The following is a 14,665-nucleotide window of genomic DNA, read 5'->3' as shown; positions in this document are numbered from 1 at the left end:
ATTCTCTATGTTTTTACTTTTTTATCTAAGTTAAAAATGTTTTTATTCCTTTAAAATTTCCTTATTTTTGAAAAATGAAATACATTTTAAACTTCATTTTATTTTTCCCACTCGTAGTATTGTCTCAATCTAATTTTGATAAAGGACAAAGTTTATTTGAGGCAGGGAAATTGGATCAGGCCGAAATTGTTTTTGAAAGTATTTTAAAAACGGATCCAACAAATTTAAAAACAATTGAATATTTAGGAGATATAGCAGGTCAGAATAAATCCTGGGATAAAGCTATAGAATTGTATGAAAAATTAAAGGGGTTAAAGCCATCTGAAGCCAATTTTCAATATAAATACGGTGGTGCTTTAGCTATGAAAGCTTTGAGCGTTAATAAATTTAGGGCTTTAGGGATGGTAGATGAAATCAAAGAATCTTTTGAAAAAGCGATAGCACTTAATCCGAGGCATATTGAATCCAGATGGGCATTAATTGAATTGTACATTCAGTTGCCTGGATTTGTAGGGGGAAGTGAAACAAAAGCAATACAATATTCAAATGAATTATATAAACTTTCAGCTGTTGATGGACTTTTGTCTAAAGGGCATATAGATGAGTATTTTAAGAGATACGTTAAGGCAGAGCAGCAATATAAAAAAGCAATTGCAGTTGGGAATTCTGTAAAAAGTTACCAAATGCTGGCTAATTTGTACAAAAACAAAATGAAAGAACCTGCAAAGGCAGAGGCAGTTTTGTTAATTATAAAAAATTTAAATTCAACACCTAAGAAAAATATATGAGAACTCATTTTATCGCTATCGGTGGTAGCGCCATGCACAATTTGGCTTTAGCATTACATAATAAAGGATACCAAGTGTCGGGTAGTGATGATGCTATTTTTGAACCATCAAAATCACGTTTAGATAAAAAAGGAATTTTACCAGCTGAATTGGGTTGGTTTCCTGAAAAAGTCACTCCAGATGTCGAAGCAGTAATTCTAGGAATGCATGCTAAGGCAGACAATCCTGAATTATTAAAAGCGCAAGAATTAGGATTGAAAATTTATTCATATCCAGAGTTTTTATACGAACAGTCTAAAAATAAAACCCGAGTTGTAATTGGCGGTTCTCATGGTAAAACGACCATTACTTCGATGATTCTTCATGTAATGCATTATCATGATATTGCTGTAGATTATATGGTGGGAGCACAATTAGAAGGGTTTGATACCATGGTTCATCTTACGGAAGAGAATGATTTTATTGTTCTTGAAGGAGATGAATACTTGTCGTCACCAATTGACAGACGACCAAAATTTCATTTGTATCAACCTAATATCGCTTTGATTTCTGGAATAGCTTGGGACCACATTAATGTTTTTCCAACCTATGAAAATTATGTAGAACAGTTCGAAATTTTTATTGGTAAAATTACAAATGGGGGGATTCTAGTGTACAATGAAGAAGATCCTGAAGTAAAAAGGGTAGCGGAAGAAGCTACCAATCCAATCCGTAAACTGCCATATACTACTCCAAATTATAAAGTTGAAAATGGAATTACATTATTAGAAACTCCAGAAGGAGATATGCCTATCGAAGTTTTTGGTGGACATAATTTAAATAATTTGGCTGGTGCCAAATGGATTTGTCAAAACATGGGTGTTGATGAAGCTGATTTTTATGAAGCAATTGCCAGTTTTAAAGGAGCTTCAAAACGATTGGAAAAAATTGCCGAAAGTATAACGAGTGTTGCTTATAAAGATTTTGCGCATTCTCCAAGTAAGGTAGCTGCAACTACCAAAGCGGTAAAAGAGCAATATCCAGACAGAACTTTGGTGGCTTGTTTAGAATTGCACACCTATAGCAGCTTAAACGCTGAGTTTTTGAAAGAATATGAAGGGGCTCTTGAACATGCTGATGTAGCGGTGGTGTTTTATTCGCCTGATGCAGTTAAAATTAAGCAATTAGAGGAAGTTACATATGAGCAAATTGCAAATGCTTTTAATAGAAAAGACTTAATTATATATACGAATCCTATTGAGTTTAAAGAGTATTTGTTTGGCTTAAATTTTGATAATTCTGCTTTGCTGTTGATGAGTTCTGGTAATTATGGCGGATTGAATTTTGATGAAGTCAAAAAAATAATAGAATAATCATTTGAATGGAAGATCAAATTAAAATCATAAAAACGACTAGTGAAAATAAAGATTTTATTTCATTGGTAGGAGATTTAGACAAGAGTTTGTGGGAAACCTATCCAGAGTTGAAATCCAATTATTGGGGCAATAACATTATTGAATTAAATCGGAATGTAGTAATCGTTTATAATGATGATGTGGCAGTTGCCTGTTCTTGCTTCAAGAAATATGATAAAAATACAATCGAAATAAAACGTATGTTTGTTTCTCCTGAAATACGTGGGAAAAGATTGGCACAAAGAATGTTACAGGAATTAGAATCTTGGGCAAAGGAGTTGGGTTTTTCTTTTTCGGTTTTGGAAACCTTGTATAAACAAGAAGCGGCTATTGGTATGTATCAAAAAGCAGGTTATTTTATTATAGATAATTACCCACCTTATGAAGGTTTGGGGAATAGTATTTGTATGAAAAAAAGCATTTAAATTCCACTGTAAATGTGGATTTAAAAGGGAATTCATAAGTATTTGTATCAATTTAAATCTTTAAATGTGGAGCAAAATAATTTTCCGATTACCCATTGGTCCGAAGACGACAAACCTCGTGAAAAGTTGATGCTGAAAGGCAAAAGCGTATTAAGCGATGCAGAGTTGATTGCTATTTTAATTGGTTCTGGTAGTAGAAACGAATCGGCGGTGGAGTTAAGCAAGCGTATTTTAAAGAGTGTAAATAACAACTTGAATGCGTTAGGGAAATTGTCTATTTCACAATTGATAACATTTAAAGGAATTGGAGAGGCAAAGGCCATTTCTATTATTGCAGCTCTTGAATTAGGGCGACGAAGAAGAACTGAAGATGCGTTAGAGTTAGTAAAAATAACTTCTAGTAAAGCGATTTTTGAATTAATGCAGCCTATAATAGGAGAATTGCCACATGAGGAATTTTGGATTGTTTATTTAAATAATTCGAATAAAGTGATTTCAAAAGCACAATTGAGTAAAGGTGGGATAACTGGAACTTTGGTGGATGTGAGGCTGGTTTTTAAAAACGCATTGGAACTAGGAGCAACTGGTTTAATTTTATGTCACAATCATCCTTCGGGAACGTTAATTCCTAGTGATGCTGACAAGCAAATAACCAAGAAATTGAAGTTAGCGGGTGTTAGTCTTGAGATTATAGTTTTAGATCATTTAATTGTTACTGAAACAAGTTATTTTAGTTTTGTAGACGAAGGAATATTTTAAAAAATAAAAGAATAAAATGAAAATAGATAATATAAAAGATGTGTTTTTTGATTTAGATCATACGCTTTGGGATTTTGATAAGAATTCTGAAATTACTTTTGAGAACATATTTAATAGAAATCACCCAACTGTTGCCATAAAATCGTTTATTGAGAAATATGTACCTATTAATCAGGCTTGTTGGAAACTCTATCAATATGATAAAATAACGCATCAGGAATTGCGTTACAATAGATTAAAGCAATCTTTTGATGCATTGAACTATACTATTTCAGATAGAGAAATTGATATTATAGCTGATGAATATATTGAATATTTACCGGATAATAATCACCTTTTTGATGGAACATTTGAAATTTTGGATTATTTAAATGAAAAGTACAACCTTCATATTATTACGAATGGTTTTGCAGATGTTCAGTATAGAAAAATCAGTAATTCAAAATTAACGAATTACTTTGATACGGTTACTAATTCTGAAATGGCAGGAGTGAAGAAACCAAATCCCATTATTTTTGAATATGCATTAGATTTGGCCAAAGCCAAAAAAGAACATAGTATTATGATTGGGGATTCCTTAGATGCTGATGTTCAAGGAGCGTTAGATAGTGGATTGGATGCTATTTTTTTTAGTGAAGCTGTTTTTCCAGTTGAAAAGCATATAAAACAAATTAATCATTTATTAGAAATTAAAAATTATTTATAAATTATGAAAAAAGTATTGCTTTTACTGGTTATGTTAGTTTCTTTTTTGGGATTTTCTCAGTCGATTACAAATTATAAATATGTAATCATCCCTTTAAAATTTGATTTTTTGAAAAGTGAAAACCAATATCGTTTAGCGACATTATCAAAGTTTAACCTTAATAAAGCGGGCTTTGAAGCTTTCTATGATAATGAACCTTTACCTAGCGATAATATTCAACGATGTGACTTAATGTCATTTGACGTTATTAAAGAAAAGTCATTTCTGACTACAAAAATGCATGTGGTTTTTAAAGATTGTTATGGTAAAATTATTTACCAATCAGAGACAGGAGTGAGTAAAGAAAAAGATTATCAACTAGCCTATACTGAAGCCTTAAACAAGGCATTTATGTCTGTTTACGCATTGAATTATAAGTATGTTGGTTTTAATAAAATAGTAGAAAGTAAAGTAAATACTATTAGTGCTAATTCGGATATAGTGACAGTCAAAGAAGTTATAAAGGTGGAGGAGAAATTAGTTCCTGTTCCTAAAAAAGAATTAATTGAAGATACAGGGTTTTTATATGCACAACCTGTTGTTAATGGGTTTCAATTAGTCGATACCACTCCAAAGGTGGTAATGAAAGTTTATAAAACCTCTAATGCTAGTTGTTTTATTGCTGAAAAAGATTCCAACAATGGCGTGTTAGTTTCTAAAGACGGGCAATGGTATTTTGAATATTATAAAAACGACAAATTATTTTCAGAAAAAATAGCAGTTAAGTTTTAGTCGTAACTGTTTGAATAAAAAAAGCAGATTATTCTCTTGGGATAATCTGCTTTTTTATTTAATAACCGTATTTGTTTTTCCATCGGTTTTTTAAGAATTCCCGAGTAGTATTTTCTCTTGAATTGTTTCCAGGAACATAGATTGCTTTGTTGCTTAGCTCTTGGGGTAGAAACTCTTGCTCTGCAAAATTATTGGCGTAATCATGAGAATATTTGTAATCGTCTCCATAACCTAGCTCTTTCATTAATTTTGTAGGAGCATTTCGCAAATGTATAGGAACTGATAAATCACCAGTTTGCTTCACTAATTGTTGTGCAGTTCCAATAGCTAAATAAGAAGCATTGCTTTTGGGTGAAGTTGCTAAATAAATGGCACATTGACTTAAAATAATTCTACTCTCAGGATAGCCTATCGTCGCTACAGCCTGGAAAGTATTATTAGCCATAATAAAAGCAGTTGGATTTGCATTTCCTATATCTTCACTAGAAAGAATTAACATTCTTCGCGCTATAAATTTCACATCTTCACCACCTTCAATCATTCTAGCTAGCCAATAAACAGCTCCGTTTGGATCGCTTCCTCTTATCGATTTTATAAAAGCAGAAACTATATCGTAATGTTGTTCGCCGCTTTTGTCATACAAAACGGTGTTTTGTTGCACAAGTTCGAATACTCTTTCGTTAGTGATTATAATTTTGTCTTCAGCGGATGCATTTACGACAAGTTCAAAAATATTCAATAGCTTACGTCCATCGCCTCCAGAAAGACGCAATAAAGCCTCTGTTTCTTTTAAAGTAATGTCTTTTGTGGCTAAAAATGAATCCGTCTTTAGGGCACGTTGTAGTAATGCTTCTAAATCGCCCTTTGTAAAAGCATTCAAAATGTATACTTGGCAGCGTGATAATAGTGCGGGAATTACTTCAAAACTTGGATTTTCTGTTGTTGCACCTATAAGGGTAATCCATCCTTTTTCAACTGCAGCTAATAAAGAGTCTTGTTGTGATTTGCTAAACCGATGGATTTCATCAATGAACAGAATTGGATTTTTAGCGGTAAAAAGTCCGCCACTTTGCTTCGCTTTTTCTATTACATCTCGTATGTCCTTTACACCAGAGTTGATTGCACTTAAGATGTAAAAGGGGCGTTTGGATTCTTGTGCTATTATTTGCGCTAATGTGGTTTTACCCGTTCCTGGAGGTCCCCAAAGTAGGAGTGAAGGGATAATTCCTTTTGCTATTTGTTGCGTTAAGGAGCCACTTGGCCCTACTAGGTGAGACTGACTAATATAGTCTTCTAATTTTTGTGGACGAATTCGTTCTGCTAATGGTGCTTCCATTTTGTAAAATTACTATTTTTATTTGAAGCTTTTTCCAGCTATCCACTATATCTTTTATTCCGTTTGCTCGTGCCTCGCTACTACATAAAAGGATGCCGTTTCTATCTGGGCTAAAATCATTTGGTTTTCAAAATGAATTTATTTTCTAAACTATGACAAAATAGCATTTGTATAATTTTGGATGTATTTTTGTGATATACTTTATAATAAAATTTTATAAATGGAAAAAGATTTTAAATATTCAAATTCAGTTATAGCGCTACCCCTTTTTTTTGTGCTTTTCCTTTGGTTTATTTATTGGTTGGAGATTCGATATGATTTTGATTTTGTTGAAAACGGCATTTATCCAAGGACATTTTCTGGATTACAAGGAATTTTATTTAGTCCGTTCATTCATTCCAATATAGATCATCTTTATAGTAATTCAATTCCGTTATTAATTTTGTTGGCTGCACTTCAGTTTTTTTATTCCAAGCAATCACTTTATGTTATTGTGTTGGGCATACTTTTCTCAGGATTAATAACTTGGATTATTGGTAGAGAAAATTATCATATCGGAGCAAGTGGGCTTATTTATGTTTTAGTTAGTTTTATCTTCTTAAAAGGGATTTTGACAAAATACTATAGGCTAGTTTCACTGTCTCTTTCGGTCATTATGTTTTACGGTGGAATGATTTGGTATGTATTCCCTAAAGTAGATGATGCTATTTCTTGGGAAGGGCATTTAGGAGGTTTGATAACAGGATTTTTATTGGCTATTCTTCTTAAAACGCCAGAATATGAAAAAGTAATAAAGTATGATTGGGAAAAACCAGATTTTGATGCTACCCAAGATAAGTTTATGCAACGGTTTGATGAAAATGGGATTTTTGTGAATTTACCAGTACCAGCAATAGAAGGAGAAATAGAAGATGAAATTCAATCGTATTATTCCTCAAATCTTTCTGTTAATTACGATATCGTTGATAACGAAAAAAATGAATCAAAACTAGAGTCTTGATTCATTTTTATTTATTCTTTTATTTTGATTGATTTGAGAACAAGGATAAGGGATTTAACTTCTTTGTCTAACGGCTTCATATAAAAAAGCACCACAAGCTACTGATACATTTAAGGAGCCTATAGTTCCAAACATAGGAAGTTTTGCTTTTTCATCTACTATCTTTAAAACAGATGGGTTTACACCACGGTCTTCAGATCCCATTATAATTGCTACAGGTTCATTTAATGAAATATCATAAATGTTTTGATCTGTTTTTTCAGTTGCCGCAACCGTTTTTATTCCACTCGCTTGCAAAAGAAAAATGGCATCTTTAATATGTTCTACTTTACAAATCGGAATGTTAAATACTGCACCCGCGGATGTTTTAACAGTATCTCCATTGACAGGAGCTGATCCTGCTTTTTGAACAATAATTCCATTAACTCCAGTACATTCTGCAGTCCTAATTATTGCACCAAAATTACGTGCGTCAGATATTTGATCTAGGATTAAGAATAATGGGGTTTTTCCATTTTCTACAACCGTATTAATTAATGTTTCTAAATCAAAAAAGGAGATAGGGGAGATTGTAGCTACTGCACCTTGATGATTATTAGGTGTTAGTCTGTTTAGTTTTTCTACAGGAACATAAGAGAAATTAATGTTGCCACGTTTCATGACTTTCATTAAATCTTTCATCAGTTCACTACTTGCTTCTTTCTGAATATATACTTTGTCTACAGTAGCACCTGCTTGAATTGCTTCTATTATTGCTCTAATTCCAAATATTTGATGTTCTTTTTCCATGGTGCAAATATATAAAAAAAAACCACCAGCTTTCGCTGATGGTTTTAATATTATTCAAGTGATGAAATAATTAGAATTTATCCCAAAATACTTTAGTAGTTAATAAATCACCACCACTAATAAGAGCTGAAGCAGCACTTACGTTTGTTTGATTTACCGTTTGTTCTGCAGCAGGATATTTATATCTTGTTGGTACAGATTTAAGGTCATTGTATGCAGCAGCTGGTGCTAATAAAACTGGGAAATCTAATCTTCTGTAAGAGATCCAAGATTCAAATCCTCTGTTGTATAAACCTATCCATGCTTGTTCTCCAATACTTTTTTTCCAGTTTGCAGCATTATATACTACTGATGGTTGAGCTAGGTAAGTAGCAACATCAGCAGTTGCAACACCCCAGCTTTGCATTGAAGCTGTAATTGCAGTTGTGTAATGTGTTGCTGCTGTACCTCCAACTGCTACTCCTCTTGCAGCTGATTCAGCTAATAAGAATTCAGTTTCAGTGTAGTCAAATATTGTACCTGCAAAAGTTGGAGCAAGGATTGTCTCATTAATATGTGAAAAGTTAGTATAACTGTTAGAAGTACCATATACACCACCAATATAGCTAGTCGTACCAGGTGCTACAGTAAAGTATTTTGCTCTTCTTGGGTCAGAAAGTGAATTCATTTTGTTTGCGAAAGTATCAGCAATTACAAAATCTTTTCTTCCACTTGCAACGATATCCACATATAATGGATTTGCATTAGGTTCTGCTCCTAAATAAACTAGATCAGCATTATCAGAATTACTTGTCATAACTCCAGCATTAACTGCAGCAGTGATTTGAGTACTCGCATAAGCAGCATCAACATCATGCATATTAACTGCAAGTCTTAATCTAAGTGAGTTTGCAAATTTTTTCCATTTTGCTGCATCACCACCATAAATTAAATCAGCAGATCCAAAACTAGATTCGGAAGAACTTAATGAAGCTACATCCGCAGTAAGTCTGCTGATGATGTCTTTGTATATTGTTTGAGCATCATCATACTTAGGTAGAGGAAATCCTTCAATATCTAAAGCTTCTGTGTAAGGTACATCTCCAAATGTGTCCACTAAAACACTAAAAGTATATGCTGACATGATGTCAACAATTGCTTTTTTGTTTGCTAAAATAGCTGCTTCAGTTGGTCCTGCAGTTACTTGTTTGTCCAATAAAGTTTTTGACTCTTTTAAATCTCTTAATACATCTCTATAAAGAATTGTAAAATGAGTATCTGGAATAGGTCTTGTAGTCAAGTTGTATTGACTTTCATCTGGATAAGTCGTTTCTGCCCAATATTGTGTAAACAATCTGAAAACATTTCTGTTAACTGATGCATTAACCATCTGGTCAACTAAACCTTTCTGAGCATTTGTGAATAAAAACTCTGGTTTTGTTGTAGTTGGGTTCTTTGTATCTGCATTTAATCCTGTAATATCATCAGTACATGATACCGTTAAGGCTATAAATGAGATTAATAAAAATATCTTTTTCATAATTTAAAATTTAAATGTTACGTTACAACCAATATTTCTAGTTGATGGCAATGAACCAATTGAATATCCTGCAGAGTTTGAGTTTGCACTTAATCCACTTTCTGGGTCAGCATAAGGAAGGTTTTTGCTTATTATCCATAAGTTTGAACCTACAATGCTAAATTTCATTTCTTGAAGATTCATTCTCTTAACAATAGTAGTAGGTAAGCTATAAGTAATGTTAACTTCTCTTAATTTAACAAATGATGCATCGTAAACAAACGCTTTGTTAGGAGCTCTTCTATATCCTGATACGTTTCCATATTGGTCAGGAGAAGGAGTTCTTACTGTATTTGGAGTTCCGTCAGCTTGTACACCTGGTAAAATTACACCACCACCATTTGCGATAGTATTTCTAATAGGATTTCCTAGTTCATTGTTACCTGCTGTTACGTCATATAGACCAGTAGCTAAGCCATAAGCTTGATCAAGAGAGAAGATATCTCCACCTTGTTTCATGTCTATTAAGAATCCAAGAGATAAGTTTTTGTAAGTAAATTTATTACGAACCCCACCAATCCAATCAGGATTAACATCTCCGATTACATTGTTAGCTGATGCATTTACAACGTATCTACCGTTAGCACCTACAACTTTTTCACCATTTAAATAAGTAAAGTCTGTACCTCTAAGGACACCATAAGCTTCACCTACAGCAGCATTAAGAGTTACACCTTGACCAAATGAACTTAATCTAAGGTTTTCAATTCCGTCAACTAACTTAGTAACTTTATTTTCGTTTTTAGACCAGTTTACAAATACATCCCATTGGAAGTTTTTTGATTTAAATGGTGTAACGTTAAATTGAACCTCAATACCTTTATTCTCTACAGTTGCTGCATTGATATATCTAGCACTGTTTCCAGTAGATGTAGAATAAGGAACTGAAATTGCTTCTCCATCATTTACGTTTTTGTATGCACTTACTTCAAAACCAATTCTTCTGTTTAAAAATTGCATTTCCAAACCAATTTCTTGAGTGTTTGTTTTTACAGCTTTTAAGTTAGGGTTGTTTTTTGTAGAAGCAACTGAATATTGTTGATTTGTTCCAAATGGGTCATTTTTGATATAAGTATCTACTAATGATTGATTTGGTGTACCAAGTGGAGATTCAGAATATCCAGCTCTAATTTTACCAAAACTTAACCATGGTTGGTTAACGTGATTTGTGAAAACATATGATCCAGATGCTGAATACGTATTAATTGCATTTTCGTTTTGTGGTAAAGTAGAGAAAGCATCTCTTCTTACGGTTGCATCTAAAAATGCAAAGTCTTTATATCCAAAAGATGTTGATGCGTAGTAACTATTGATTCCTTGGTTTACTTCTGATTCTACTGGAAATGGAACGCCAGCAACAGAATTAGATAAACTGAAAAGATCTGGAACAATAAGTCCACCTTGAGTTGAGTTCAATGTAGAAACAACTCTAGTTTTTCTTGATGTACCTCCGGCAACTCCGTTGAAGCTAATGTCTTCTGAGATGTCTTTTTTGAAAGTCAAGATAAAGTCATAATTTTGTTCAGAGAAGTTTCTCATGTATTTTTGGTACCCAGAAGTTTCTGCTAATCTGTTAATACCAAAATCACCTGCAATAGATCCGAAAGCTCTTCTTTCTTCACGTAATTCACTGTATGAATCGGTAGAGATTTTACCTGTAGCAGTTAACCAGTCTGTTAGTTTATAGTCTAATTTACCGTAACCTAAGAATCTGTTTCTTTCATCTGATTGGAAGTTTTTATTTCTAATGAAATATGGATTATCCCAATAGATTTGTGTTAAATCTGAAGGATCAGAATAGTTCCAGTTGATGTTTTGTCCACCAGATCTTTCGTAAACTTGTTTCAATTCTTGAACATCAACGTTAGTTTGCCACCATTGACGGAAGTTAGACATAATGTTTTCATTATATCCTGTTGAGTTTCTACCTACAGTTGATTGAGTGTTGTAGTTAGCAAATGCACTTACAGATAATTTATCTGAAAATATGTGGTTTACTTTAACGCTCATACTATTTTTTTTCATATCACTATTTGGTAAAATACCAGTTTGTTTTGAATTAGTAAAGTTCAAAACAAAATTTGTAGTGTCATTTCCGTCTTCTAACGATACAGAGTTGTTAAAAGAAGTTGCTGTTTGAAAAAATGTTGTAGGATCATTTTTTGCAGCTACCCAAGGAGTAGCTTTTTGATAGCTATCAGACCATGGAGTAAATGCATTCCAATTGTATACTAGTAAGTTAGGGTTGAAAGCCGCTCCGTAAGATGCATCTTCAGAAGTTGGTACAACTAAGTCTTCAACACCGTCACCATCAATATCTCTTGATAAGAAATATCCAGAAGCATCTTCATAATAAGGTCCGTAACCAGCACCGTATTTGTCTTGGTATTTAACAAATGTTGATTTGTCAATAGTTCCAGCAACAAATTCAGATGATACTGTAACACCTAATCCTTTTTTTGTTCTACCTTTTTTGGTAGTAATCATTACTACTCCATTTCCTCCTAAGTAACCATATAAAGCAGAAGCTGCTGCTCCTTTTAATATGTTTACGCTTTCAATGTCTTCAGGATTGATATCCATAGCAGCATTACCATAGTCATAAGTGTTACCAGCTCCAGTAGTTTGACTTGCAGTATTTGAGTTAATGTTTGAGTTGTTAATAGGCATTCCGTCTATTACAATTAACATTTCATTATTACCAGTTAAACTCTTAACCCCTCTAGATACAATACTTGAAGACCCTCCAAAGTTGTTGTTTCTTTTGATGTTTACACCAGCTACTTTACCTGAAAGTTCATTAATGAAGTTTCCACTTCCAGCTCCTGCTGTTAAATCTTCAGCTTTAATCTCTTGTGTTGCATAACCTAAAGATTTTTTTTCTCTTTTGATTCCTAATGCAGTTACAACAACGCCTTCAAGCTCCATAGCAGTGCTTTCTAACTTGACATTAACAGTTGATGATGTAGCTTTTAATTCTTGGGTTTTCATCCCAATGTAGCTAAATATCAAGATTTGACTTGATGATGCTTTGATAGTATATTTACCATCAAAATCAGTTTGTGCTCCGTTTTTAGTTCCTTTAACTAATACACTTACACCTGGTAAAGGCATACCTGTATTGTCAGAAACAACACCCGTCACAGCTCTCTCTTGCGCAAAAGTTAGTTGCGCCATAAGTACTACTAGTAGTACTAAGATTCCATTGAACTTTAGTTTCATTTTTAAATATTTTGAATTAGTGTGACAAAACTCTTAATAAATTGTTAACTTTCCTAATAATTGAAAACCTTTTTTATGCGCGCATTCAAAATTTAACATTATAACTTATATGAATGATTGTGTTATAAAATTTGAATTCTTCGTTTTTTCTACTGCCGTTTGCAATTGATAATTTTATGAACCCGCCTTTTGTTAGAGCTCCAATTCCTAAACCTGTTCCTAGTATTTTTGTTGTTTTGTTATTTTTTTCAGTGTTAAAAGGGTCTTTTAAAATGCTGTAGTCTAGTATGCTATGTATGTATAGCTGTGGTGTAATTAAATAGCGATACTCTGTTAGTAAAGCTGACATTATATTTGCTTGAAGGCTGTTTTCTTTAAATCCACGTATTGAATTTATTCCTCCATATCGATATAGTTCATTGATATTGTAAGAAGCGCTTTTTAAGTAATAACTTTCATTTTTAATGTTGATAAAATTTTTTTTATTAATGCTAAATAGATGTTGAATGTTTATATTTATGAACGCTTGTTTATTTGTTGGGGTGTTTTTGTCTTTGAAATTTGTTTCGCGTTCTCCTGTCCCTAGTTTTAATATTAATATGGTTTTTGATGGAAATAGTGTGTTGTTGTAATTGTAATGACTGTATTCCATGTTTGTTGTGATAAAAGAGTTCTTATAATCACTTATGAAATTGGTATTTGTATTTTGGATGTCGCTTGAAGTGGTCGATTGGTATCCTAGGTAGAAACGAGTTTTGTAATTTGAATAATATCCAATGTCGATTGCTGTTTTTGTATTTTGATATATACTGTCTTGTTTGAAAATATCTAATTGCGCCCTTAGTCCTATTGGGCTATTTAATATATAAGGAATCTCTAGGCTAGTTTTGAAAGTTTTTTGTTTTTTTTCATCGCTTTTCCAATATAATGTAAATTGTTCTCCGGTTAATAAGAGGTTTTCTAGTTTTAAATCAAGGTATCCGTTAAGTACTATTTTATTTTGGGCGTTATTGTTAAAACCTATAAATCCGTCAAAATTGTTTGTCTTTCGTTTGTTGAGATAAATGTAGATTTTGGTACTGTCTTTTGTGAACAGTATTTCTGGATATTTTATTTGGGTTGCGAACCCTAAGTTTTCAAAATCGTTATTAATTAAGGTTACTGTTTTTTGATTGTATGTTTTGTCCTTGTATTTGCGATTTATTTGGGTAAGGTATCCTTTTGGAAAATAATCGTCAATGTTGTCGTTTGCTTGTTTAATGACGATTTTATCTATTTTTCTCTGATTTTCTGTTTCAAAGTCTAATTCTGCAAAAAGGATGTTGTTTTTTTTTGTAATATTTCTTAGTTTTAATTTCGTGAATGCGTAACCTCTTAGTTCTAATTTATGTAGGGTTTCATTTAAAAAATATTCTATTTCTGAATAGGGCATTATTAAGCTGTCCTTCTTTTGGTCGAATAAATTGAGTTTTTTGTATTTTGAATTTATACCTATATATATATGTATGTATTTTATTTTGTATCCTATTTTTAAATTCGCAACATAGGAGGTGTCGTTAGTCTTCGTTAATTTAATTAATCTACTTTCGGTGTATCCTTTTTTTGAAAGTTTCTCCAAAACAAGGTTTGTCTCGTTTTCTATTGATTTTGTATTGATATGTATGGTCGAATAGGTAAGGGAGTCAATTTTTTTTGTTTCTAATGAAGAGTTTCCTGATATTTTTAATTGAAATTTCTGAGCTTGACAATTTAAGCTTAGGAGTATTAGTAATAGATAGGTTTGTAGGTGTTTCAATTGAAAATTAATTTTGATAAAAGTAATATAAATATCTAAAGTTTAAAATGTAATTCAATAAGGAAAATAATCTTATTGAAAATTAATGGATTAACGTTTGTAGAGTAAAAAATAATTTATAC

12 protein-coding genes are annotated in these 14,665 nt (G+C 32.5%); 7 read left to right on the top strand and 5 right to left on the bottom strand.

Annotation, left to right across the window (positions count from 1 at the left end):
* Nucleotides 1-74: 74 nt before the first annotated feature.
* From AB3G39_RS16215 to AB3G39_RS16190, 6 genes are all read left to right on the top strand, one after another.
* On the top strand, nucleotides 75-788 hold the full coding sequence (locus AB3G39_RS16215; RefSeq protein ID WP_367757166.1) for a tetratricopeptide repeat protein: 714 nt from the start codon (nucleotides 75-77) through the stop codon (nucleotides 786-788).
* A complete protein-coding gene (locus AB3G39_RS16210; RefSeq protein ID WP_367773537.1) occupies nucleotides 785-2,140 on the top strand; it encodes a UDP-N-acetylmuramate--L-alanine ligase in 1,356 nt (451 codons plus the stop codon). Before AB3G39_RS16215 ends, AB3G39_RS16210 begins: the two co-directional genes overlap by 4 nt.
* A gap of 8 nt (nucleotides 2,141-2,148) precedes the next feature.
* Nucleotides 2,149-2,607 carry a GNAT family N-acetyltransferase gene (locus AB3G39_RS16205; protein WP_367773539.1) on the top strand — a complete coding sequence of 153 codons (459 nt, stop codon included), beginning with the start codon at nucleotides 2,149-2,151 and terminating at the stop codon, nucleotides 2,605-2,607.
* Nucleotides 2,608-2,673: 66 nt separating this feature from the next.
* Nucleotides 2,674-3,366: a DNA repair protein RadC gene (radC, locus tag AB3G39_RS16200; RefSeq protein ID WP_367773541.1), complete on the top strand. Its 693-nt coding sequence runs from the start codon at nucleotides 2,674-2,676 to the stop codon at nucleotides 3,364-3,366.
* Between the two features lie 16 nt (nucleotides 3,367-3,382).
* On the top strand, nucleotides 3,383-4,072 hold the full coding sequence (locus tag AB3G39_RS16195; RefSeq protein WP_367773543.1) for a YjjG family noncanonical pyrimidine nucleotidase: 690 nt from the start codon (nucleotides 3,383-3,385) through the stop codon (nucleotides 4,070-4,072).
* A gap of 3 nt (nucleotides 4,073-4,075) precedes the next feature.
* A complete protein-coding gene (locus tag AB3G39_RS16190) occupies nucleotides 4,076-4,843 on the top strand; it encodes a hypothetical protein (protein ID WP_369769618.1) in 768 nt (255 codons plus the stop codon).
* A 58-nt stretch (nucleotides 4,844-4,901) separates the two neighbouring features.
* Here AB3G39_RS16190 and AB3G39_RS16185 read toward each other — a convergent pair whose 3' ends face one another.
* Nucleotides 4,902-6,179, bottom strand: a complete 1,278-nt coding sequence (locus AB3G39_RS16185) for a replication-associated recombination protein A (protein ID WP_367773547.1) — start codon at nucleotides 6,177-6,179, stop codon at nucleotides 4,902-4,904.
* A gap of 220 nt (nucleotides 6,180-6,399) precedes the next feature.
* Here AB3G39_RS16185 and AB3G39_RS16180 point away from each other — a divergent pair, with 220 nt between their 5' ends.
* Nucleotides 6,400-7,179, top strand: coding sequence for a rhomboid family intramembrane serine protease (locus AB3G39_RS16180; RefSeq protein WP_369769617.1), 780 nt, complete (start codon nucleotides 6,400-6,402; stop codon nucleotides 7,177-7,179).
* 54 nt (nucleotides 7,180-7,233) lie between these two features.
* On the opposite strand, the gene rlmB is transcribed toward AB3G39_RS16180, so the two are convergent.
* From rlmB to AB3G39_RS16160, 4 genes are all read right to left on the bottom strand, one after another.
* Nucleotides 7,234-7,968: a 23S rRNA (guanosine(2251)-2'-O)-methyltransferase RlmB gene (rlmB, locus tag AB3G39_RS16175; protein WP_187017200.1), complete on the bottom strand. Its 735-nt coding sequence runs from the start codon at nucleotides 7,966-7,968 to the stop codon at nucleotides 7,234-7,236.
* A 70-nt stretch (nucleotides 7,969-8,038) separates the two neighbouring features.
* Entirely contained in the window at nucleotides 8,039-9,487 is a 1,449-nt protein-coding gene (locus AB3G39_RS16170) for a SusD/RagB family nutrient-binding outer membrane lipoprotein (RefSeq protein ID WP_369769616.1), read from the bottom strand.
* Between the two features lie 3 nt (nucleotides 9,488-9,490).
* Nucleotides 9,491-12,748, bottom strand: a complete 3,258-nt coding sequence (locus tag AB3G39_RS16165) for a SusC/RagA family TonB-linked outer membrane protein (protein WP_369753119.1) — start codon at nucleotides 12,746-12,748, stop codon at nucleotides 9,491-9,493.
* A gap of 85 nt (nucleotides 12,749-12,833) precedes the next feature.
* Nucleotides 12,834-14,543 (bottom strand): hypothetical protein, encoded by a 1,710-nt coding sequence (locus tag AB3G39_RS16160; protein ID WP_369769615.1) that lies wholly within the window; start codon nucleotides 14,541-14,543, stop codon nucleotides 12,834-12,836.
* Between the last annotated feature and the right edge of the window lie 122 nt (nucleotides 14,544-14,665).

It is taken from the genome of Flavobacterium sp. WC2416 (genome assembly GCF_041200095.1).
In the GTDB taxonomy this organism is placed as follows: domain Bacteria; phylum Bacteroidota; class Bacteroidia; order Flavobacteriales; family Flavobacteriaceae; genus Flavobacterium.
This window is presented reverse-complemented; position numbering and strand designations above follow the sequence as displayed.